This window comes from Longilinea arvoryzae (assembly GCF_001050235.1).
Classification (GTDB): Bacteria; Chloroflexota; Anaerolineae; order Anaerolineales; family Anaerolineaceae; genus Longilinea; species Longilinea arvoryzae.
Genome location: NZ_DF967972.1, coordinates 515,950 through 539,111 on the forward strand (window position 1 = coordinate 515,950; position 23,162 = coordinate 539,111).

General features: G+C 56.7%; 23 protein-coding genes. 5 read left to right on the plus strand and 18 right to left on the minus strand.

What is annotated here, in order from left to right:
* Window positions 1-222 (plus strand): transposase (locus LARV_RS02385; protein WP_236709907.1); only part of this gene is annotated, 222 nt, incomplete at its 5' end.
* A gap of 362 nt (window positions 223-584) precedes the next feature.
* Here the strand turns inward: LARV_RS02385 and LARV_RS02390 are convergent.
* From LARV_RS02390 to LARV_RS02410, 6 genes are all read right to left on the minus strand, one after another.
* Window positions 585-1,283, minus strand: a complete 699-nt coding sequence (locus LARV_RS02390) for a hypothetical protein (protein ID WP_075072138.1) — start codon at window positions 1,281-1,283, stop codon at window positions 585-587.
* Window positions 1,280-2,689 carry a ComEC/Rec2 family competence protein gene (locus LARV_RS20020; protein WP_152031665.1) on the minus strand — a complete coding sequence of 470 codons (1,410 nt, stop codon included), beginning with the start codon at window positions 2,687-2,689 and terminating at the stop codon, window positions 1,280-1,282. The genes LARV_RS02390 and LARV_RS20020 overlap by 4 nt, the downstream gene beginning before the upstream one ends.
* 225 nt (window positions 2,690-2,914) lie before the next feature.
* On the minus strand, window positions 2,915-4,495 hold the full coding sequence (locus LARV_RS02395) for a xylulokinase (RefSeq protein ID WP_075072139.1): 1,581 nt from the start codon (window positions 4,493-4,495) through the stop codon (window positions 2,915-2,917).
* A gap of 6 nt (window positions 4,496-4,501) precedes the next feature.
* A complete protein-coding gene (locus LARV_RS02400) occupies window positions 4,502-5,734 on the minus strand; it encodes an MFS transporter (RefSeq protein ID WP_075072140.1) in 1,233 nt (410 codons plus the stop codon).
* A gap of 10 nt (window positions 5,735-5,744) precedes the next feature.
* On the minus strand, window positions 5,745-7,190 hold the full coding sequence (locus LARV_RS02405) for an aspartate aminotransferase family protein (RefSeq protein WP_075072141.1): 1,446 nt from the start codon (window positions 7,188-7,190) through the stop codon (window positions 5,745-5,747).
* 2 nt (window positions 7,191-7,192) lie between these two features.
* The gene (locus LARV_RS02410) at window positions 7,193-7,879 is read right to left on the minus strand and encodes a class II aldolase/adducin family protein (protein ID WP_075072142.1); all 687 of its coding nucleotides are present in this window, start codon (window positions 7,877-7,879) and stop codon (window positions 7,193-7,195) included.
* An 85-nt stretch (window positions 7,880-7,964) separates the two neighbouring features.
* Between LARV_RS02410 and LARV_RS02415 the strand changes: the two genes are divergently transcribed.
* On the plus strand, window positions 7,965-8,594 hold the full coding sequence (locus tag LARV_RS02415; RefSeq protein ID WP_075072143.1) for a TetR/AcrR family transcriptional regulator: 630 nt from the start codon (window positions 7,965-7,967) through the stop codon (window positions 8,592-8,594).
* Between the two features lie 39 nt (window positions 8,595-8,633).
* On the opposite strand, the gene LARV_RS02420 is transcribed toward LARV_RS02415, so the two are convergent.
* On the minus strand, window positions 8,634-9,950 hold the full coding sequence (locus LARV_RS02420; RefSeq protein ID WP_201785856.1) for a glycosyltransferase family 4 protein: 1,317 nt from the start codon (window positions 9,948-9,950) through the stop codon (window positions 8,634-8,636).
* A gap of 323 nt (window positions 9,951-10,273) precedes the next feature.
* On the opposite strand from LARV_RS02420, the gene LARV_RS02425 reads away from it, so the two are divergent.
* From LARV_RS02425 to LARV_RS02435, 3 genes are all read left to right on the plus strand, one after another.
* A complete protein-coding gene (locus tag LARV_RS02425; RefSeq protein ID WP_075075077.1) occupies window positions 10,274-10,780 on the plus strand; it encodes an REP-associated tyrosine transposase in 507 nt (168 codons plus the stop codon).
* 570 nt (window positions 10,781-11,350) lie between these two features.
* Complete coding sequence (locus LARV_RS02430) at window positions 11,351-12,181, plus strand: DUF2726 domain-containing protein (protein WP_236709908.1); 831 nt, start codon at window positions 11,351-11,353, stop codon at window positions 12,179-12,181.
* Between the two features lie 380 nt (window positions 12,182-12,561).
* Window positions 12,562-14,082 carry a DEAD/DEAH box helicase gene (locus LARV_RS02435; RefSeq protein ID WP_075072146.1) on the plus strand — a complete coding sequence of 507 codons (1,521 nt, stop codon included), beginning with the start codon at window positions 12,562-12,564 and terminating at the stop codon, window positions 14,080-14,082.
* 115 nt (window positions 14,083-14,197) lie between these two features.
* On the opposite strand, the gene LARV_RS02440 is transcribed toward LARV_RS02435, so the two are convergent.
* The 11 genes from LARV_RS02440 to LARV_RS02490 form a co-directional block, all read right to left on the minus strand.
* Window positions 14,198-14,620 (minus strand): nitroreductase/quinone reductase family protein, encoded by a 423-nt coding sequence (locus tag LARV_RS02440; RefSeq protein ID WP_075072147.1) that lies wholly within the window; start codon window positions 14,618-14,620, stop codon window positions 14,198-14,200.
* A gap of 172 nt (window positions 14,621-14,792) precedes the next feature.
* Entirely contained in the window at window positions 14,793-15,296 is a 504-nt protein-coding gene (locus LARV_RS02445) for a lipopolysaccharide assembly protein LapA domain-containing protein (protein ID WP_075072148.1), read from the minus strand.
* Window positions 15,297-15,471: 175 nt separating this feature from the next.
* Window positions 15,472-15,966, minus strand: a complete 495-nt coding sequence (locus LARV_RS02450) for a hypothetical protein (RefSeq protein WP_075072149.1) — start codon at window positions 15,964-15,966, stop codon at window positions 15,472-15,474.
* Window positions 15,967-16,002: 36 nt separating this feature from the next.
* Window positions 16,003-16,785, minus strand: a complete 783-nt coding sequence (locus LARV_RS02455; protein ID WP_075072150.1) for a hypothetical protein — start codon at window positions 16,783-16,785, stop codon at window positions 16,003-16,005.
* A gap of 113 nt (window positions 16,786-16,898) precedes the next feature.
* A complete protein-coding gene (locus tag LARV_RS02460; protein ID WP_075072151.1) occupies window positions 16,899-17,588 on the minus strand; it encodes a dienelactone hydrolase family protein in 690 nt (229 codons plus the stop codon).
* A gap of 49 nt (window positions 17,589-17,637) precedes the next feature.
* Window positions 17,638-17,955, minus strand: coding sequence for a hypothetical protein (locus tag LARV_RS02465; RefSeq protein ID WP_075072152.1), 318 nt, complete (start codon window positions 17,953-17,955; stop codon window positions 17,638-17,640).
* 132 nt (window positions 17,956-18,087) lie between these two features.
* On the minus strand, window positions 18,088-18,852 hold the full coding sequence (locus tag LARV_RS02470; protein WP_075072153.1) for a class I SAM-dependent methyltransferase: 765 nt from the start codon (window positions 18,850-18,852) through the stop codon (window positions 18,088-18,090).
* 195 nt (window positions 18,853-19,047) lie between these two features.
* Window positions 19,048-19,890, minus strand: coding sequence for an SAM hydrolase/SAM-dependent halogenase family protein (locus LARV_RS02475; protein WP_075075078.1), 843 nt, complete (start codon window positions 19,888-19,890; stop codon window positions 19,048-19,050).
* 27 nt (window positions 19,891-19,917) lie between these two features.
* Window positions 19,918-20,754, minus strand: a complete 837-nt coding sequence (locus LARV_RS02480; protein ID WP_075072154.1) for an energy-coupling factor transporter transmembrane component T family protein — start codon at window positions 20,752-20,754, stop codon at window positions 19,918-19,920.
* A complete protein-coding gene (locus LARV_RS02485) occupies window positions 20,751-22,460 on the minus strand; it encodes an ABC transporter ATP-binding protein (protein WP_075072155.1) in 1,710 nt (569 codons plus the stop codon). Before LARV_RS02485 ends, LARV_RS02480 begins: the two co-directional genes overlap by 4 nt.
* Before the next feature lie 90 nt (window positions 22,461-22,550).
* Complete coding sequence (locus LARV_RS02490; protein WP_075072156.1) at window positions 22,551-23,108, minus strand: ECF-type riboflavin transporter substrate-binding protein; 558 nt, start codon at window positions 23,106-23,108, stop codon at window positions 22,551-22,553.
* Window positions 23,109-23,162 lie beyond the last annotated feature (54 nt).

The following is a 23,162-nucleotide window of genomic DNA, read 5'->3' on the forward strand; positions in this document are numbered from 1 at the left end:
AGGTCCTGCATTTTACAGAAACAATCCTACACTACTCACCAGCGTTTGATTCGCACCACCAATGGGCTGGAACGGCTCAATCGTGAAATCAAACGACGAACCCGGGTGGTAAGCATTTTCCCAAACGAAGGAGCCTGTTTGCGGTTGGTAAGTGCCATCCTGATGGAGACCAGCGATGAATGGGAAGTCGGCAGGCTTTACCTCAACCTGGAAGCAAGGTAGTTTTACTCGATTGAACCTTTACTTTGGAATAACCTGATCGATTTTACAGAAAAAGACTTGCTCAATCCCATACCGCGGCCTGAACGTCGGCTCTTCAGGGGAGTCTGGGGCAAATTGCAGCCTGTACCCGCCGCCCCCTCCGAGCCGACCTACATTGGGACTGTCAACGAAGAGCGCACCGCACCCACCACCAGCCTGGCCCCCTTCGACACATAGTTAATGAGAATAGAAACCGAAATGTGCGGTCAAAATGCCCCTACGGGACGCAGGCTGACCGTATTATCTATAAACTGTATCTTGTGCTTCATACTTTGTAATACTGACACGATGTCTATGAACCATACAATTATAAATCTTTGCTGTTAATAACAGAATTTCTTCTCAATAATATCAGTCATAAATTTCTCTACCTGTACTGGATCTTCAAGGCAATAACCTAGATATTCTTTTTCGCTTGGGAAATACTTCAAATGTAAATCGATAGCCTCAAGAATCAACATCCCTGCCATCTTTTTATAATTGTTTATGCTCTCACTTTCCCATTTATTATTACGATTCACTGTTCTTTTTTCCTCATTTGCTGAAACTAGAAAATAGACTATTAAAATTGAGAGTACTTCAATGGAAAAAAGGATTAAAAAGAAGAATCCAATAACATAATAGATCCATGAGCTTGGAATTTGGACAATAAGAGTAGGCAAGCTAATGCCTAGTATGCCTAACCCTGCGACAACTGCCTTAACCCAATAATTTCCTTTCGATAGTGGAGATAAATTTCTAAGATTTTCAAGGAGTTCATCTTTTTTCTTTTTTTTGCTCTCTATAGATTTCCAAACATCCGCAATCCTATCTCGTTCAACTGAAAATGCCCGGACATATGCAGAAATAACAGAGATCATTTCGTTGTTAAACTGTGATTCTATTGGGTTTTCCCCCAATGTTCTATATTCAAATAGAAAATCCATTATTTTCTCGCCGAATTTTTGATGTCCGGAATTATTTGAGCGATGTGCAGGAAGAGCTAATACTAACGATATTGCTTGTGGAATTTCGAGTCTCATTTTTTAACTCCATTCACAACAAATATCCTTGTTATATCTATATTTTTTTCCTTATTTTTTATTCGGCATCTTAAAAGATGTATACCTTCATATGATACTTCACGATCAAAATAAAATTTAGAAGTATTTTCATGATCACCCTTGTAGTAAATCTCCTGGTGTTCATGATCATCGTTTATTCCACCATTCGATACTTCCCAAGAAATATCCACTTTATTTGATGGTTCAAGAATCGGATCATGAGTCTTAATATAGAATTTCAAACCACTCCCAATTTTGAAATCGCCGCCTGAAGTACCAGGAATATTTTTATTCTCACCAAAATCATAATTGCAACCAATTTGAAAAGAATATTTTTCTGTAGATTCGTGCGGAGTAAAACATGATCGTGAAACAGTCCATCTATTATCTCGACTAATAAATCCGACAAATGTGCCTAAAACATTCGTCGTATATACTTGATTATTTACAGCGTTTTCCATATATATCTTTACTGCTTCTTCATCTGGATGCCCATACTGTTCTTTTTGACCACAAGAAATAAGTACAATTGCGGGATCGATAAAATTAATTGAATCTATATATGTGCTTTCAGGATTTTTTTTGCTATCAATTACTTCATTTAATTGGGGATCAGTAAAGAATGATCTTGAGCCATGATGCGAAGCAATCAATATATCCGATTTCAATCTGCCAAATTGGGAAAATTGAGGAACGATTTTGTCTCTCCATGCAATATAGTCTGAATCACTCGTTAATAAGAGATTGCGATTTCCATACGATATCGACAATACAATTGCGTTAGTGTGTTGGATTTTTGCTTCCTTAATAGTAGATGCTTCTTCTAATAAGAAATGTTCACCATATGACATTACCATTTTTTCACTTAAGAAGTCTCTGGAGGAACATAGACAGTAAACAGTAGCTCCTCCAAAATTACGAAGAGGAATTAATGATGGTGCGGGAACAACAACTGCATTTTCACCATATTTTTCAACTAATCTACGTCGTAGATCCATATAATACTGATAATCATCGTCATTTGTTGTGGCTCCAGACTCGCCCGAGTCCCAAATTGACTTAATACCAATTTTCTTTCCACCAAATTCAGAAACTATTTCCCTTAACCCTCTATAATGATCCCGATCCCTGTGCGAATTTACATAAATATCAATCCACTGAAGGATTTCTTTGGATTCTGAGTCAATTCTCCATGGAATATTTGTTTTTAAGTAGTCAATGACTCTATCCTTATTCCCTTCCATAATATTGCAGTCATAAATCATGGTAGTTTGGTCGGGAAATACAATCAATATCATCAAGCCTTGTTCTACATCAATTACATGAAATAGGAGAGGCAAATCATCTTCAACATTATAAAAACTAATAGGTCGTGGAATGTTCATTTTCCCCCCGTAAAGAGTAGTATTGATATTGTAAAGCAGGAAATATTTTCTATTTTAGCATAGTGTCATGTAGAGAATGTGGGTTACGTTAGTGATTAAACACACCTCAGCCACCGCTAACCTGCTTCTTCGGTAAACAGATATTTAAAATTATAGTATAAAAATTGGAAATCACAATCAAAATATCATGGTGCGGTCAATAATAGACCGCAACCTACGCAAAATCTATTTCGTTCTATTCAACCGCGCGTACACGCCCTTCATCTGTGTATAGATCTGTTTGAACACAGCGAACTTCTCATCGTACAGCGCGCGGTTCCGCGCCTGCGGGCTATAGATCATCCTGAATTGCACCAGGTTGGGAATATCTTCGAAGCGGATCTCGCCCATGCCGACCGCGCCGATCCAGGCCGCGCCGCGCGCGTTGGCGTACAGCGGATCGCTGACCTGCCGGATCTCGACGTTCATCACGTCGGCGAAGATCTGGCACCACACGTCCGACTGGGCGCCGCCGCCGACGATGTTGATCGACTTCACCCTGCGCCCGAGGAACTTCTCGACCGGCGCCATCAGCCAGCGCGTATTGAAGGCGATGCCCTCCAGGAAGGCGCGGATGATATCCTCGCGGGTGTTGTTCAGCGACAGGTTGTACAGCCCGGCGCGCAGCGTGCGGTCCTCCACGGGCGCGCGCTCGCCCCAGATCCAGGGCGTGTAGAGCACGCCGTTGGCCCCGGCCGGGACGCGCTCGGCGATCTGGTCGAGCACCTTGAAGATATCCGGCACGTCGGCTTCCTGGAGCAGCTCGTCTTTGTGATACAGGATGTTGTCGCGCAAATAGGTCAGGTTGCCGCCGGCGGTGGCCTGCAGCGCGGTCAGCAGATAGCGCCCCGGTACGGCGCACGGGATGGACGCCAGGCTGGAGGCCACGTCCGTCTTCTTGAAGGGCACGTGCGCGGTGATCCAGGAGGAGGTGCCGATGTACAGGTGCGCGGCGTAATCCTCGACCGCCCCGGCGCCGATGGCGGCGGCGGTGTTGTCGATGGCGCCGGCCACCACTTTGACGTCCGTGGAAAGTCTCAGCGCAACGGCCACGTCGCGGCGCAGGCAGCCGATCACGTGCGTGCACGGCACCAGGTCCGGCAGCTTCCGGCGGTCGATGCCCAGGATGCCGATCAACGAATCATCGTAATGGATCGCGTTCGGGTCGCGGTTGTCGGTCACCCAGGAGGTCACGATCGAATCGTAACTGGCGACGAACTCGCCGGTCAGGCGTAGGTTCAGATAATCGAGCACGTTCAGGAATTTATAGGTCCGCGCGTAGACCTCGGGCAGATCGTCGCGGATGAACGGCATGTGCGCGGCGGGGTCCTTGCCGGTCATGGAGGGCATGCCGCCGGTCAGGCGCACGAAGCGCAGCACCTTAAAGAGGTCCGCGCCGTCCAGGTTGAACCAACCCCGCATCTGCCTTTTCAGGTTCGGCTCGCCGCGCATGTCCATCCACAGGATGGCGTTGCCCAGGGCGTTGCCGGCGCGGTCGACCGCCACCGTCCCCTCGCCCTGCGTGGAACAGCACACCGCGATCACGTCCGCGGCTGCATCGCGGTGGCGCGCCAGCATCCGCCCGGACGCCGAAAGAAAGGCCTGCCACCACTCCTCTGGCGACTGCTCCGCGCCGCCGTCTGGGGTGAGGATGAGGCGCACGGGTTCACTTTCCCAGCCCAGCACCTTGCCGCTGAGGGTGATCAGGGCCACTTTCATGCCGGACGTGCCAAGGTCCACTGCGAGGATGATTTTTTCGTTGGGCATAGGGGTTTAGTCGATTGCAGGCTGGCTTTCGAGTTCAGGGGGTTTTTCGGGGTTCTTCATCCGGGTCACCAGCAGCGCGCTCAGCACCAGCAGCCCGATCATCAGAACCATGGCCGGCGTGAAGGAGCCGTCGGCGGTCTTCAGGGCTTCCATGATGTAGACGAAGACGACCGATGCCTGGCCGAACAATTGGATCAGGCCGTTGGAGGTGCCTTCGGGGGTCGGGTGGGTGATTTCGGCGGCGTACTGCATGCCGACCGGGTTGGTGCTCACCAGGAAGAAGCCCATGACGAAGGCGGAGATGAAGATCAACGGGCGGCTGGTGGCGAAGGTCACCCCGATCAGGCCGGGGATGGCCAGCAGCAGTCCGAGCAGGATGTAGGGCTGGCGCTTGTGGCTCTTATCCGAGAAGGGCGGGATGATCACCGCGCCCAGCACGCCGCCCACCAGCATCAGCGCGCCCAGCGTACCGGCGTCGGTGGGGGTCAGGCCGCGCGGGCGGATGATGTTCTCGACCCAGGTGGTGATGCCGTTGAAGAGCCCCAGTCCGATGAACGAAACGCACAGGTACAACCAGAAGGATTTCACCGTGAGGGCGTGTTTGAGGCCGTCCAGCATCAGAGCGCGCGCCTCGCTGCCGGCCGGGCCGGGCGGGGTGGCGGGGGCTTCGCGGGCGAAGACCAGGAACAGAACGGATGAAAAAGCCGCAATGCCGCCGTAGATCCATTGTACGTTCGGAATGGAAATGGTCTCGATCAAAATGGGGGTCAGCACCATGCCCAGCGCCGTGCCGACCAGGTTGGCAAGCTGGACCATGCCCACGGCGGTGGCGCGTTCTTCGATGGAAAACCACTTGGCCGGGACCGTGGTCCACGCGTTGAGCAGAAACGGCTGCGCCGCGGCGATACCGATGGTGCTCCACAGGACGAGGGTATAGTTTTGGCCGGCGAAGCCGCGCAGCAGACCGAAGACGCCCATCAGCACCGCGCCGATGCTGACGGCCAGCCGGAAGCCGTAGGTGTCGATGACCCACGAGACCGGGATCGACAGCGGGATGAAGGCGATCATGAAGGACATCGCCAGGAAGCCGATCTGCAAATCCGTCACGCCGTAATACGCCGCCGCCGGCCCGGTGATCGGGGCGTAGGCGATCCACAACATCTGGATGGTCAGATTGATGAACATGAAAACGGCCAGCACCACCCAGCGGTACTTGTAGAGTTTGAAATCGGTCGCCATGCTGTTCCCCCTAAGCGCAAGCCGCCAGAACCGTCTCAAATTTGCCCAAGGCGTCGTCGATGACTTCGTCCGTGTCCGCCAGGGAGGTGTACATGCGCGAACCCGCCAGCGTGATCAGGCCCTGCGACATGTACGCCGCTCCCATTTCTTCCATCATGCGCTTGCGCGGTTTGAGCTCGCGCGCCAGCCGGATGGGGTTGCGCAGGTCGAGCAGCATCACCCCCGAGGTCTCCAGGTGGACGATCGAGCCCTGGTTGTAGGTCACGAAGGGCAGGCTGTATTTGTCGATAAGGACTTGCAGGCCCTGTGTCAGCCGGTCGCCGGCCCGCCCGGCGATGACCGGGGCATTGGTGCGCTCGAGCTCGAGCAGCGAATGATAACCCGCCACGCACGAGAGCGGGTTGGCCGAGAGCGTCCCGCCGATGTAGGCGCGCTCGCCGGTGCCGCCGATGCCGGCCGCGAAACAGCGGATCACGTCCGCCCGCCCACCGACGCCGCCCGCCATGGGGTAGCCGCCGGTGATGCACTTGCCGAACACGGTCAGGTCAGGCTTGATGCCGAAATAGCCCTGGGCGCCGCCCAACCCCACGCGGAAACCGGTGACGACTTCGTCGAAGATGAGCAGCGCGCCGAACTCGTCGCACAGCTCGCGTACCTTCTGGTTGAAATCGTACGGCACGGGGCGGGTGCCCGATTCGGGTCCCAACGGTTCGACGATAACCGCCGCGGTCCCGCCGCGCAACCGGTTGAGGATCAGATGCCGCTTCAAGTCCGCCAGGCTGTTGGGGAAAATTTCCTCGGTCGAAGAGGTGCCCCCGCGCGGGATGCCGGTCGATTCGAGGCGGCCGGTGCCCGGCACGTGCAGGCCGTAGACCATCGAATCACTCCAGCCGTGATAGGCGCCGCCGACCTTGATGACGTAGCGCTTTTTGGTGAACGCCCGCGCCGCGCGGATGGCCGCCATCACGCCCTCGGTGCCCGAACCCAGCATGCGGAACATCTCCACGGCCGGCATGAGGCGGTTGACGAGCTGGGCCAGCTTCAATTCGTATTCGTGGAACAGGCCGGTCACCGGACCGCAGGTCTCGAGCATCTCGAAGACCTTCCGGCGCACCGGTTCGTAGTTGCTGCCGAGCAGTGTGGGACCGCCCGCCTGCAGAAAGTCGATGTAGCGGTTGCCGTCCACATCCCACAGGTAGGCGCTGTCGGTCTTCTCGATGGCCATGGGGAAGGGATAATTGAAGGCCAGGTTGTGCTGCACGCCGCCGGGGATGAACTGCCCGGCCTCGTCCGAGAGCTGCTTCGAACGCTGGCAGTGATCGTCGAAGTAGGCCAAAAATTCCTGCATCTTCTCGCGCCGGACCGGGCGCATGGGCTGGCCGATGAGCCGGTCCAGCCTGGCATAGACTTCTTTGACGTCCGGATACTGGCTGATGGCGTATTTTTGCTCGTCCATGATTATTCTCCGCTTGCCTCGAGTGCGTTCTTTGCGACCCGCTCCTGGTCCTTGCGCAGTTTGGCGAAGGCAATCTCGCGCACGGCCAGCGGCACTTTGCTGACCTTGCGCTCGCTGCAGATCGCCAGCAGGTAAGCCAGGGAGCATTTTTCCAGGATTTCGACGTTGTGTGCGGCGCGTTCCATGTCGGTGCCGAAGACCAGCGCGCCATGGTTCTGCATCATGAAGGCGTTGTTGTGATTCCGGATGTGTTTGGCCACCGTGTTTTTGAGAAGCCCCGTGCCCGAGGGCACGTAGGGGATGATCTCCACGCTGCGCCCCAAAAAGCGGGTCTGCTCGTCGAACAGGGCCGGGATGGGCGCCTGGATCAGGGTCAGCGCGCTGGCGTACACCTGGTGGGTGTGGACGATGGCGTTCACGTCCGCCCGCACCTGGTACACGGCGGCGTGCATGGCCGATTCGACCGACGGCTTGAGGCGGCCTTCGAGCCTCTTGAGGTCGAAATCCAGCACGCAGACGTCATCCGGCGTCATTTTGAAATAATCGTAGTCGGAGGGAGTGATGGCAAAAGCGTTTTGTCCCGGGATGCGGACTGACAGGTTGCCGCCGGTCGCCATCAGATAGCCCTTGCGGGTCAGATCCTGGGCGGTATCCACCACCTGCTTTTTAAATGCGTCGTAGTTTCCCATAAGTCGCCCCTTTTCAATCTAGACACTGTAAAGATTATAGACTTTAATCTTTACAGCGTCAAGATTTTCCTATAAAATATTACATATGTCACTCGATAATTATCATCACGGCGATCTGAAGAACGCGCTCATCCAGGCCGGGATCGAGATCCTGGCTGAGGAAGGCGTGGGCGGCCTGAGCCTGCGCAAGGCGGCCCGCCGGGCCGGCGTCAGCCACGCTGCGCCGTACGCCCACTTCGCCGACAAGCAAACCCTGATCGCGGCCATCGCTTCCGACGGGCACGCCCGGATTCACGAACGCATCGAAAAGGTGCTGGCGGACCATCCCGAAGACCCGCTGCGCCAGTTGGTCGGCGCGGCCTGGGCCTACGTCCAGTTCGGGTTGGAAGCCCCGGCGCACTATAAGATCACTTTTTCGGGCGCCATCCAGGACGAACACGGGCACCCGGAATTCATGGAGATCTCGCAGCGCAACATGCAGGTGCTGAAGGCCATCGTCGAGCGCTGCCGCGCAGCCGGGATCATGGACAGCGGCGGTATGGATGCCGAACTGCAGGCCGTCAGCCTGTGGGGGTTGATCCACGGGCTGGTTTCGCTGTGGATTCAGGGCCAGCTTCCCAGCCACCTGATGCAGCGCATCACCCCGGAAGCGATGCTCATCGCCGCGCTGCAGCAGGTAGTCAAAACGCCCATCGCAAAGGACGTGCTCGCCTGAGGCTGCCCCTGCGCGGGGGAACGCTTTTACCGGCAGCTTCTAACCATCCATCCCCAGGCAATTCGTCACCAGCAGTTTCAACTGGTGTTCGAGCATGGTATACGAATAATAACGGCGGGCCAGCTCGAAGTTGCGCTCCCACTTTTCGGCGTACTTTTGCGGGTTCAACAGAATGTCGCGGGCCTTCTGGATGGTCTGGTCGCTGATGAAGCCGTCGAACTCGACCACCTCGAAGCCCTTGGGCTTGATATCCGCCTCGAAGATCGAGTAATTGTTGATCACCAGCGGGCGTTTGTAATACACCGCCTCCAGGAAGGCGTTGCCGAAGCCCTCCAGGCTGGAGGGATAGGTGACCAGGTCGGCCAGCGGATAGATATCGCCCAGCGAATAGATTTTTCGCCCGTCTTCGGTCGTTCCGCGGGTGCGCGAGACGATGTTCGACTCGAAGTTGACCGTCACGTTCAAAAGGTTGGCAAACTCGCGGACGTGTTTTTCATATTCCGTGCCCTCGTCGCCGGAGGCGTGGCTGATGACCAGCCTGGCCGGTAGGTCCAGGCGGCGGGTCAACTCGATAGCGTGCTCGATGCCCTTGCGCTGGATGATGCGGGTCGGCTGCAGGATCAGGTATTCGCCGTCAGCCAGTCCCAGGTCTTTGCGCGCGTTTTTCGCGTACCCGTTGATCAGAGGCGGCGGCGAGGCGTAATCCATGACGTTCGGAATCTGGGTCGAAGGCACCCCGACCCGCGCGGCCAGGGCCTTGGCCTGGATCGAGTTCAGCACCACGTGCCGGATCGAAGGCAGTTTGGGCGGGAAGGCCGCCGCCAGATAATCGTCCACCGAATTGTTCAGGAAACGCTGGCGTTCCCAGTAGAAATCGTGATGGTGGGCGATGACCGGGTAGCCCGTCTCGGCCACGAAATCGGTGATCGCCAGGCCCAGGGGGATGTTCAAAGGAATGGCCAGGGCGTTCTCGACGATCAGCAGTTCCAGCTCAAAGCGCCTGGCGAAGCGGTACAACTCCTCCAGCAGGAGAGCCCGCAGCGCCTGGATCTTCTTCGTGATGTCCCGGGGGCGGATATAGATCGAAAAATAATCCCGGCTCAACCCCTTGAGCCCATTGTTTTCGGTAAACATCCGGTGCATCTGGCCCCAGGAGCCGTTGAAAACGATCTGGTTGATTTCATCGATTTCCGGGTGGCGGTAGAAGGCCTCCGGCACCACGCTGCTGACGGAAGCCGGCCGGTCGCTCAGGCCGCAGAAGTAAAAACAGTGGTGCCCCATGCCTTCCAGGACCGCGGCCCATTTTGCAGTTTCCAGCGATACCCCATCGGTTCCCGCGAAGCGGGTTGAGATCAATCCTATTCTTCTGGATGCGCCCATCGTTCACCCTTTCTACAACTCCCCCCTATTGCGTTGCAAGGCAGTGGGTCGATCTATGGCTCCAGTTGATATTGCAAGTTTGGTACCGGCAGCCGGGCGGAAAGCAGCGGTGCAGGGAATCATTTGTCCAGGCAGGATTGTTAGAGATGATTTAATTATAACGACTCAGTAAAGGGTAGGTCGGGTTGAAATAAAGGGTAGGTCGGTTCGGAGGGGGTGTCGGGCAAGTGCCATAATTCGGTATTTTCTCCCCCGGAGAACCGACATTCCGAGCCGTCGTTGTGCTCTATAATCTTTTCATGAAATATCGCCGACTGCTGATTCCGGGCGGCACCTATTTCTTCACATTGGTAACCCACCAACGGAAGAGGATCTTCCACATTCCTCAGCATGTCGACCTGTTGCGCGAATCGCGCCGCCAGGTTCAAACCAGGCACCCCTTTACCATCGTTGCAGCCGTTATTTTGCCCGACCACCTTCACATGATCTGGACCTTACCCGAAAACGACGCAGATTATTCGATGCGCTGGCGCTTGATCAAAGCGGGTTTTACCATCGAATACCAACAGATAACAGGCGACACGCAGCCCTGGCAAAACCGGTATTGGGAGCATTTTCTACACGACGATCAGGATCTTGAAAGACACATGGAATATATTCACTACAACCCGGTAAAACATGGTTGGGTTGAAAAACCGGAAGATTGGAAATATTCGAGCATTCACAAATTGATGCGGGATGGGGCATACCCGGAGATATTAGATTCCAACGAAATTCGGGGAATGATCGCCGCTGGAGATGGATAGGTCCATAACGTCGGTTCTCCGGGGGAGCATGGGCCAAATTGCGGCGTTCGCCCCTCACCCCCTCCGAACCGACCTACATTGTGGCCATCAACGACGCGTAGGTCGGGTTGAGGGACTGCATTGCAAGCCTTGACCGCCAGCCTCTACCGAGGGGACCGCCAAACCGTTGTCCCGAAACCCGACGTCCCAAGCCGCGGCATCAACGTCGGTTCTCCGGGGGCGCATGGGCCAAATTGCGGCATGCACCAGTCACCCCCTCCGAACCGACCTACATTGTGGCTATCAACAACGGTAGGTCGGGTTGAGGGACTGCATTGCAAGCCTTGACCGCCAGCCTTTACCGGGGGGGACCGTCAGATCCTTGTCCCTCAACCCGACGTCCAAAGCCGCGGCCCGAACGTCGGTTCTCCGGGGGCGCATGGGCCAAATTGCGATGCGCGCCTGCCACCCCCTCCGAACCGACCTACTCGGGGCGATTATTGTCCCTTTACCCGATGGGAATACATCCTTGCCGGAAGCAAAAGAGGTTTATGATCTATCATTTCTAATTTTCTTGTAGAATAGTTACATTTGAGAAATGTCGAGGCGAATCGATATATCGACTTTCTCCACCCCCAATATTTTCGTTTTGAACACGATCACAACAAGAAGGCTAACATGACAGATACGCTCAATGAAAATCCAGGCTGCCTGGGCGCAATTTTCAATCTCTTTGGAGGAAAAAAGAAAGTAAAGCGTGTCGATTCTTCAGCCGACACGACCATCGATGAACCAGAGGAAGTCTTCCCCTACCGTCTGCGGGATGACTTCCTTTCGCCCGCCGAATTTTCATTCTATCGGATCCTCTCATCGTTAACAGGTACGGAAAGGGTCGTTCAATCCAAGGTCCGGTTGGCGGATCTCTTTTTTGTGGCCCGCCCCAATGAAAACGCCAAATATTACAACAAAATCACCGCAAAGCATCTGGATTTTCTGGTTTGCGATGCAACCACCATGAAGCCGCTGCTGGGGATCGAGTTGGACGACGCGAGTCATCAAAGATCGGAAAGAATCGAGCGGGATGAGTTCGTGGACAAAGTTTTTCAGGCGGCGAGCCTGCCCTTACTGCACGTCCCCAATCAGCGCAGCTACAGCACCCGCGAAATCGATGCCTTGATTTCGCCGCATATCGACATAACCAACAGCCATAAAGAAACGAGTCCGGCGGAAAGCAAACCGCCTGCAGTGCAAATTTCAGAAAATAAACCCGCTTCACCCGCCGCGGCGCCGATTTGCCCCAAATGCGGAATTCCCATGGTGCTCCGCATCGTTACCCAGGGCGAACATAAAGGCAAGAAGTTTTACGGCTGCCCAAATTTCCCGCGCTGCCGGGAAGTGAAGCCGTATTCTAATCAAAGTTAACCGTTCATGATCCGCGGCCTGGACGTCGGTTCTCCGGGGCGCATGGGCCAAATTGCGGCATGCACCGGTCACCCCCTCCGTACCGACCTACATTGTGGCTATCAACAACGGTAGGTCGGGTTGAGGGACTGCATTGCAAGCCTTGACCGCCAGCCTCTACCGAGGGGACCGTCAGACCGTTGTCCCTCAACCCGACGTCCCAAGCCGCGCCATCAAAGTCGGTTCTCCGGGGGCGCATGGGCCAAATTGCGGCGTGCGCCCCTCACCCCCTCCGAACCGACCTACTTAAACGAATCCTTCCGTAAACTTCCTCTATCTCGATCGGTATATCCAAGTTACAATCTTAGATGAAACTCTTATGATTAGAAAGTAGTCAAACAATGGAAGAAAACGATTATTCCACGGGCAACCCGCCTACCAGCGAACCCCTGAACCCGGCGCCGCAGGATGTTTTGCCCGAGGCCAGACTGGCCGATTTACCCGAAAAACTGCGCCAGGGCGCCGCGCTGGCGGGCTGGAGCGAGCTGCTGCCCGTTCAGGCCAAGGCCATCCCCTACCTTTTCTCGCAGCGCGATATGATGATCCAATCGCGCACCGGCAGCGGCAAGACCGGCGCGTATTTGCTGCCCATGCTCGAGCTGGTCAATCCGCTCCAAAACGCGGCCCAGGTGCTGATCCTGGTTCCGACCCGCGAGCTGGCCCTGCAGGTGGCCACCGAAGCCGAGTTGCTCGGCCAGACAACCGGCGTGCGTTCCATCGCCGTCTACGGGGGCGTCGGCTATCGCGCCCAACTGGACGCCTTCAAAAACGGGGCGCAGATTGTCATCGGCACCCCCGGGCGTATCCTCGATCACCTGCTGCGCCGCTCGCTGTCGCTCAGGGACCTGAAATACCTGATCTTCGATGAGGCCGACCGCATGCTTTCGATGGGTTTTTACCCCGACATGCGCCGGGTGCAGAGCTACCTGCCGGACCGGCCCATCAGCACGTATATGTTCTCGGCCACTTTCCCGCCCCAGGTGATGCGCCTGACCAGCCAGTTCCTGCGCGACCCCGGATTTATCAACCTCAGCAGCGATCACATTCAGGTCACCGAAACCGAGCATGTCTATTACAACGTCCCGCGCATGGACAAGGACCGCAGCCTGGTGCGCATCATCGAAGTCGAGAACCCGCTTTCGGCCATCATCTTCTGCAATACGAAGGTCCGCGTCGAATATGTGACCACCGTCCTGCGGCGCTTCGGGTATGACGTGGATATGCTGACCTCCGACCTTTCGCAAGCAGCGCGCGAAGCGGTGCTCACCCGCATTCGACAGGGCGCGCTGCGCTTCCTGGTCGCCACCGATGTGGCCGCGCGTGGCATCGACCTGCCGGAACTGTCGCACGTCATCCAGTACGAGCCGCCGGAAGATCCCGAGGCCTACATTCACCGCTCCGGGCGAACCGGGCGGGCCGGCGGCAGCGGCACGGCCATCACGCTGGTCAACGTGCTCGAACGCGCCGAATTGATGCGCATCGCCAAACGCTATTCGTTCACGATCGAAGAGCGTCCGCTGCCGACCGACGAAACGGTGCAGCAGGTGGTCACGGAGCGCGTCATCACCCTGCTGGAATCGCGCCTGCGCGCCCGCGACAACTTGCAGGCCGAACGCATGCAGCGCTTCATTCCGCTGGCCAGCAGCCTGGCCGGGAATGACGAGGACGGCCTGCTGGCCATGCTCCTGGATGACTTCTACCAAGAGACTTTTTACGGCCCGGTCGTGCCGCCGCCCTCCGAGGACAAACCCGAACGCCGGCATGATTTCCGCCGGTCGGAGGCGCGTTCAGGGGACGAGTCAGAACGACGGGGCGGCCAATCCGGCCATCGCGGGGGCGGTCACAAACGCCGGCCGAGGTAGAACGATCTGTGAGAGGGACGCGCGCGCCCACCTTTCCACCTGCCTGCCCATCCTGTAAATGGATCACCGGGTGCGCAGGGCTGGTGAGGGCCCACCGTCCTTACCTGTCACGTAATCAACCCACCCGCTCGAATACCATAATCGGAATGGGGCGGGTGGTCATCTTCTGGTACTCCAGGTAGGGCGGATGACGCCCGGTGGCGAACTGCCACAGGCGCTCATATTCCTCGCCCCGGGCTTCGTGGGCCATCACCGGGACGATCCTGCCATCGACCTCCACCCTGGCGTGGGGGTCCTTTTTTAGATTGAGATACCAATCCGCCTGAGTGTCTTTTCCCCAATTCGAGGCAACAATCAAATAGCGGCCTTCGTAGGAAAAATAGGCAATGGGCGTCGCGCGGTCCTGGCCCGACCTGCGGCCAATGGTGTGCAGGATGAGGATGGTCTGCGTCCCAAGCCGGCTCCCGATCCGCCCCCGGCTGAGCCGGAGAAGCAGGGTATTGATCGACATGAACCATTTGATGAAGACGTTTTTCATGAGGGGTCATCTTCCTGAGCCAAATGTGTAAACAAATCCCGGCGGCGGCGCCACGAAAGCAATCCACAGGCAGCATTTCGGGGTTGAAAGCACCGTTTTAGCACGCGGGCCGTTCATTTCCCCGGGTATTGCACCTCCGGCCGGATCTGCGCGCCAGGTAGGTGTCTTTTTATCAAGGATTATTCCCCATGTCCGCAGGTGGATTCTCCGCCGGTGTGGCCGGGCTCGCCGAAGGCGGCGGCGTTTGCGGCGGCAGCGCGCCGGAAGGCGGGGTTGAGTTCAGCCTCTCCTGGGCTTCGTCCAGGGCGGCGGAAAAGCTTGCCAGTCGTTCTTCCAGATCCGAGATTTCCTTCTCCGATTCTTCCAATTTCTTCAAGGCCTGTTCTCGAACCGACGCGGCCTCATCAGCTTTCCGTTTCAGATTGTCGCGTTCCACTTCAAGGCTGGAGAACTTCTTTTTGCTCGAAGCGTTATTCCAGCCGCGTCTTACCATCCCGGGAATCGAAACCAAGACCGATATCAGCACCCCGGCGCCCAACGCCAACAACAGGGCAACCGCCAGGGAAACCTGGATATGCCAGGCAAAAAAACTGATCGACACAACGGCCACATTTTGAACCGCGAAAATCACCGCGAGAATTGCGATCAACAGGGCAAGGATCAAGAAAATCTGCATTGTCCCTCCTCCATGATTTCATCTGTATTCATTATAATCCGCAGCCCAAAAAGAGTCTTTCGACCGAACGCCTCAAGCGCAGAACGATTTCAGCGGCCCGGTTCCCGATCCAACGGCTCATCGTCCGCGGGCGGGTTGGCCAGCCCGGCGGCCTCGATGGTGGAAGGGCCGATGCTCACTTCACGCCCTGGATGACCGCCAGCATTTCCTCCACGACCATTTCCGGCGTCTTTCCGGCGGTGTCGATCTTGAGCGTATCGGTGAGCGACCGGGTTCGCTCGAGCAGTAGGAAGCAGGGATCGACGTTCTCGTCCCGCAGCCGGGCGCGTTCGGCCAGGGTGGCCGCGTCGCACATCAGGGTAATGGATATCAACGTGTAATCCACGCCCTGGATCCGTTCCAGGATGCGGGCGGTGATGGCCGGCTCGCTCAAGACGATCGACGACAGGATGACGTAATCGAAGCGCGACTGGAGATAGGTCTGCAGGACGAACGCCATGTTGACGTCGCTGGTGCGCAGCCGGGGGTCGTCCAGCGACCAGGGATTCACCCGCCAGACATCGTCGCCGTCCAGCCAGGCTGAATTGTTCAGGCGCCGGTATAGAATTTCAGCGCAGGTGCTCTTGCCGGTCCAGGCTTCGCCGCCGATGAGGATCAGTTTGGGTTTCAAGTGGTTTCGAGCCTTTCTCCCTGGGCTGCCAGCCTACTATTCGCGGACGACCTGGGGCTGATCCTTGCGGGTCGCGAAGTAAAAGAGGCCGCTGATGCCCACCGTCACCAACAGGGCGATCGTATAGGTCAGCGCGATCCCCAGGTGGGTCAAACCCATGCCCACGATCAAAAAGAAGAAGGCATAGGATACCGAACTCAGGACGATCCCGTGCAGCAATCGAGCGACCGCATTCGGGCCCTGCTGGGAATGCGTGAACGTGGCGAAGACCACCCCAAAAATCGGGAAGGTTGATATCAACCCGCTCAGTTGAGGGCCCAATACATTCGCGAACGTCGTGAGAAGGATCACGAACGTCGTCGCCACGACGATCCGGGCGGGCAGATCCCATTTGGGGTAGGATGAAGATTCCGAGGCAAAGGAATGACGGGGAATGGATCGCTCGGCCACCGCAATTACGAGAACCAGCGCGATGAACGCCGGCAGGATCTGCCAGACGAATTGATTTAGAAGAAAAGTCGTCAGCAGGAAGGCGGACACGGCCAGGAAAGCGCTGGTCAACCAGGCGCGTTTTTGCGCGGCCAAACTGTAGATCAGGCAAAAAACGCACATCGAGATTTGCCCGGCCAGGTTGCCTGCCGCGGCCTGGGAGGCAAACGCCAATCCATACTCGTGCGCCAGGATGAACGAGATGGGTCCGGTCGTCAGGGGCAGCCCGACCAGCAGGCCATTCACGGCCGGCCCCCATTTCCGCCCGGCGAGGGTGGCGGAACCGATAAAGAACGGAGTAATCAAGAGCTTGAATAAAAAGATCTGCAAGGAAATGACCTGTTTGGAGCCGGGATGGGAAATTTATGCCATGAATCCGCTTCACGCTTTGGATCTGGGTTTATTGGGCGCAGTGGAAGAACGACGGACGTCGATCCTAGGGGTTATCCAGCCTCTTCATCTTCTGTATCCCTGTTTTCTAATTCCGCGGGACGGTTGAGGAAGGCCAGGGTTCGCTCCCAGGCCAGGCCCGCCGCGGCCGGATGGTAGGCATCGCTCCGGTCGGGCTCGAAGAACCAGTGCCCGGTGCCTGGGTAGCGGTGGAACGTCACCGGGCAGCCGGCCTGTTTCAGGGCCAGCTCCAGGGCGTCCACTTCGGCCGGAGGTTCGTAAGGATCGTGCCCGGCAAAGTGGCCGAGGAAAGCGGCCTTCGAACGGCTGAAGTCGCCGCCGCCGGTGCCGTAGAAGAGCACGACGGAGCGCAGGCGGTCGGAATCCGCTGCAGCCAAATCGAGCGCGTAGAAGGCGCCCAGCGAGAATCCGATCACGGCCAATCCGCGCCCGGAACCCCCGGCGCGCTGGCTGACGAAGCGCGCCGCTTCGGCGACCTCGGCTTTGGCTCGGGGATATTGGGGACGCAGCGCCCCGGCGAGCGCTTCGGCGGCGGGGATGGTATCAGCGACCCGGCCGTGATACAGGTCCGGCGCGAAAGCGACAAAACCGGCCCCGGCCAGGCGGTCGCAGAACGCCTTGAGCGCGGCGTTCAGGCCCCACCAGGCGTGCAGGACCAGCACAGGGTGTCCGCCCTCAGCGGGTGGAGCGGCAAGGTAACCTTCGGGTTGGGCAGGAGACATGGATCACTCCTCGATCTGCTCGCCGGTCGGCAGGCGTTCCGGAAACGGGTTATTGAAGCAGGACCAGCGAGGACTTCAAAAGGCGCAGATCGTGTTTGATCTGCGGATAATTGGCCGGATCGTGGATCTTTTCCGGCAGTTCCTGAATGGCCGCCTCGGCCAGCAGGCGGACGATGGCTTTATCGGGGTGGCTGATATTCTCGTCGGCGTTCACACGCGACCACATCGCTTCGGCCGCCGCGCTCAGGGCCTGCTGAGCGCTCAGAATCTGGCGGGTGTCCTGGCCGTCGAGCGCTTCGTACAAGGCGCGCGCAAGTTCGGTGATTTTCTGGATGGCCGCGGCCTGTTCGGGGTTGACCTCTGACATGGAAAGGATCTCCTGGTGCATTGATTAAATATCGATAAGGATTGCACGGACTGCTGTTCAGCCTTACGAACAGCATCCCTATTATACTCAGGGCCGCCCCGGTTCCAGGAGGATCGTACGGGGAAGAGCGGCTTAGTCGGCCTTTTCCAACACCCAGATCATGAACGGGCTGTCTTCGTTGAATGAAATCCGGGAATAATCACCGTAAAGCGCGTTGACCCGAAAACCCGCCGCCCGGGCGAGCGCTTCGAATTCGTCCCGCTGCGTAAAACGGTAATACAGTTCGATATAACGCTTGGAAAAGAGTACTCCCCTGGAATCATATTCCTCGTAGAACTGCAAGGCCTCGACAATCCGGGCATCCTCCGGGACCCGGTTTTCGACGATCCACAGGAGCAGTTCGCCTCCGGTTTCCGGCAGGGGGTAAATGCGGAGCAAACGCAGTTGGCCGTCGACGGTTTTCTGGCGGACCTTTGGATTGGTCAGGGTGCAGATGAAAATGCCGCCTGGCCGCAGGTGCTGCCGGATGCGTTCGAGCGTTTTTCGCTGGTCCACGGGCGAGGTGATGTGAGAAAAGGAGTTGAAGGGAATGATGGCCATGGCGAACTGCCTGCCCAACTCGAGTTCGCGAACGTCCATCTGGTGAATCTCTGCCTTCAGCCCCAAATCTTCAAGCTTTTTGGCGAAGACCGCGTTGAGTTCGGCCGATTTGTCCACGCAGGTCAGGTTCACGCCGGCTTCGATCAGGGGGATCGAAACCCGGCCGGTGCCCGACATCAGTTCCAGCACGTCGCCGGAGATCTTTTTGGTTTCGGTGATAAAGAAATCGATGTCGAAGGTGGCGGGGACGTAGATATCGTATAAATCAGCAACCGCAGCGTAGTCGTTGATTCCCATTTTTTCATCCCTTGGGTTAATCGGCAAATCCCCCCGAGGCCGAGGATTAAGGAATATTGTACATTTTTTTACACAGATGATGGTATCGATATCAAAAGGGTTGGAGGAAAGTCGGGATCATCGTTGGATGTCCGGACCCCATTCTTGTAAGGGCAATTCATGAATTGCCCTTACAAGAATGCCATGGGCAAAGGATTATTTTTCGAATTCGACTTCCCAATCGGGGCCGTAACCGAGATCGTAGCGCCTGGCAAAGCTGCCCTGGTTGACCGCCACCGAGACCTTCATCAGTTCGTTGTTGTAGATCACCACGTCGCCTTTAGCGGTGTAGCCGAAGGAGCGCTGGAAGGTCACGCGCTGGTCGAAGGCCACCTGCCCGGCGTGCCGCACGGTCAGATGGAGCGTATCACCGTAGGCAAAGCCGGCTTTCTCGAACGTCGATAGCGGGATGTTCGTCCACAGGTTACCAAAATTCGGGTCGCCGATCTCGAAGATGCCGCGCACTTTACCGCCCTCCAGGGCCGGCTCCAGGATGGGAAAGGTGACAATCTCCTCCACCGGATACGCCGGGCCAACGCCAGCGTAATCGATGACGCCGGAGGCCAGGCGGGCCGCCGTGTAGCCGAACACGTCCCGGCCGTGGAACACGCTGGTCTCCTCGGTGTCCTTACCGCGCAGGCGGTTGACTTTCAGGTCGATCTCGCGCACTTCGCAAAGGCCCACCCAGGCCTTGACGTGGGTCAGCGAACCGTTGTCCGGCGTCACCACGAAATAGCCGTCCACCGTGCGGGCCACGCAGCCCCGGCGTGCCGTGCCGACGCCGGGATCGACCACCGAGACGAAGATCGTGCCTTGCGGCCAGAAGCGCATGGGTTGGTACAGGCGGTAGGATGCGCTCCAGATGTCGTACTGCGGGATCTCGTGAGTGGCGTCGATGATCTCGAGTTCGCGGTCGACGCTCTTGACTACGCCGTACATGGCGCAGACCGCGCTTTCCTGATAGGTAAAGTCCGTTTGAAAAACCAGGATGGGTTTCACCATGGGTTTCACCGCTGAAGTCTCTTTCTAGATGAATGGATTGTAGAACCGGCTGTGATTGATGAAGATCGAAACGCACACCGTGATCACAAAGATCAGCGCCGAGACGCCGATCGCCAGGTAATCCCCACGGTTCATCCTGCGCGAGGTATACCAGGTGCGCGTCTTGCTCTTCGAAAAACCACGCAGGTCCATGGCGTTGCTGATCAGCTCGACCCGGTCGAGCGTGGAGAAAATGAGCGGGATGACGATCATTAGCGAGTTCTTGAACCGGTCGAGGAATTTGGCCTTATTCGAGAGCTCCAACCCGCGCGCCTGCTGGGAAAGGTAGATATCGTGATAATCACGCTGGATATCCGGGAAGTAGCGCAGCGTCAGCGCCAGCGCATAGGCGGCCTTGTAACTGACTCCGATGCCGTTCAGCGAAGAAGCGAACTCGCTGGGGTTGGTGGTCATCAGGAAGATCATGCCCAACGGGATGACCGAGATGTATTTGAAGAACTTGGTCACCTGGTAAAAGAGCTGTTCATATGTCAGCGAGATTCCGAAAACGCGCGCGAACGCGTGGCGCGTGCCGTAGATGGTCACCCCGTATTCCGGCGAGAAGAGGAAACTGATGACCGCGTTCGTGAGCACGAAGATCAGCACGTAGATCACCATCACCCGGATCTGCGAATAGCGGATCAACGACACGCGCATGAGCAGGATGGAAAAAACCATCACGGCCAGGATGACCCGGATGTCGTACGAATACATGACCGCGAAAGACAGGAACAGAAAGCAGATCAGTTTGGTCAGCCCGGAAAGCCGGTGAATGTAGGTGTCGGCGAGGTTGTAGGAGAAGAACTTCATTTTGAGGTTCATCGATTTTTCAACCTCCGTTCGTAATCAATGAAACCCTGAACGAACTGCGTGCCGTTCGCGATGCCCACCATATGAGACAGGGCGAACAGGGAGGTCTCCTTCAGGTTGGCCTCGGCGATGACCCCGGGGTCGGTCAGCACCACGGAGGCCGCGGTGTCGGCGATCTTGCGCCCGCCGGCCAGCACGATGGCGCGCGGGGTATATTCGAGCATCAGGTGCATATCGTGGGTGATCAGAATGACCGTCACTCCCAGCCGGTTGACCTGCACCAGGAATTCCATGATCTCGGTGTAATGGTGAAAATCCTGGCCGGCGGTGGGCTCATCCAGGATGAGAATCTTCGGATCCAACACCAGAATGGAAGCGATGGTGACGCGCTTCTTCTGACCGTAGCTCAACGCGGCGATCGGCCAGTCGATGAACGGCGCCAGGCCGCAAATCTTCAAGACCTTCTCCACGCGGGGCTTGATTTCGTCCTCGGGTACCTGGCGCAGGTGCAGACCCAAGGCCACCTCGTCGTAGATCATGGCCTTCGAAATCATCTGGTTGGGGTTTTGCATCACCAGGCCGATGATCTCGGCCCGTTCCTTGATGGATTGATCCCGGATATCCCTGCCCGCATAGAGAATCCTGCCGCAGTCTTCCTTCTCGAAGCCGCACAGCAGCTTGGAAAGCGTGGATTTGCCGGCACCGTTCTTGCCGACGATGGAGACCATCTCGCCTTCTTGAATGTCGAAATGGATATCCTGCAGCACGGGGCGAACGCCGTCGTAGGAAAAGGAGACGCCTTCCATCGTGAGGATGGATGGGCGGTCATCCACCTTCTTTTCTTTCTGAATGCTGCCGTACCAGTGCTGCAGCGCTTCGCGAGAGAGGTCGGCTTTCAGGGTCTCGATGTGCCCGGCCTGCATTTCTTCGGTCACCTTCACGCCGGCATATTTCAGCGCAGTGACGTACAGAGGTTCGCGGATGCCCACCTCCTGCAAAATCGGCGAAGCGACCAGGGCATGCGCGTTCATGTCCGCAATGATGCGCCCGTCGTTGACGACGATGATGCGGTCGATATCCCGGTGCAGCACGTCCTCGAGGCGGTGCTCGATGATGATGACGGTCTTGCTGGATTCCCGATGGATGTCTTCGATGATCTCGATGGCCGTCTTGCCGGTGGCCGGGTCCAGATTGGCGAGGGGTTCATCGAAGAGCAGGATCTCAACGTCATTGATCATCACGCCGGCCAGCGAGGTGCGCTGCTTCTGCCCGCCCGACAGTTCGAAGGGCGACGAGGTCAGCAGATGGTCCATGTCCACCATCCGGGCCACCTGCTGCACGCGTTCGCGCATCTCGGCGTGCGGGACGTTGTCGTTTTCCAACACGAAGGCGATATCCTCGCCCGCCGTCAACCCGACGAACTGGCCGTCCGAATCCTGCAGAACGGTGCCGATCATCTTCGATAACTCGAAGATGTTGAGCGAACTGGTTTCGAGACCCTTGATCTTCAGGCTGCCCTGGATTTCGCCCTTGTAGGCGAATGGGATCAGCCCGTTCAGGCAGTGACCCAGCGTGCTTTTGCCGCTGCCGCTGGGTCCGACGATCAGGATCTTTTCGCCAGGATAGATTTTCAGATTGATATCGTGCAGGGTTGGCTCTGCCTGGCTAAAGTACTGGAAGGAGAAGTGGGTGAATTCGATGATCGGTTGTGGGTTCATTCGGGTTCTTTACTCAATAAAAAGCTCAGACCTGTTATACCACATGAGTCTGAGCTTTCAGAAAGCGCGAAAAAAACAGAAGTGTAAATCTTACTTCTTGCTCAAGCTGCCCTTCTTGGTGCGGGTGGCTGCGTAGGCAATCAGCAGCAGGGTGCCGATGATGCCGGCGCTGACCGCGTTCATGGCCGCGGCGGCAGCGCCCTGGGTGAAGACCAGGTTGGCCGGTTCCTGGTAGATGAGGATATCCAGCACGGGAGCAACCACGAGCCAGGAAATGGCATTGCCGATCACCTGGATGATGTTGAAGGTCAGGATGTCCTTGCCCTTGAATTCACCTTCCTCGACCCGGGTGCGCTTGAAGGCAAAACCAAAGAGGAAGCCGGAGACACCGCTGGCGATGACCCAGCTCCACCAGGGGGAACCGTATTGCGCGAAATCGCTGAAGGCATGACCGATGAAAGCAATCAAAGCGCCGGCAATCGGGCCAAACAGCGTGGCGAAAAAGGCGCTCACGCCGTAAGCCGTCTGGAAGCTGGTTTCAGGAATGGGGGACGGGATTTTGACGAACATGAATAATAGCCAGAAAATCGCCGCGCCCAACCCGGTGGCTACGATGGTCTTGGTGGTCACCTTGAATAAACCCTTCATTTCATCTCCTCCTAAAGAAGTATTGAATGAAATCATCCAACGGGATAATCTTCA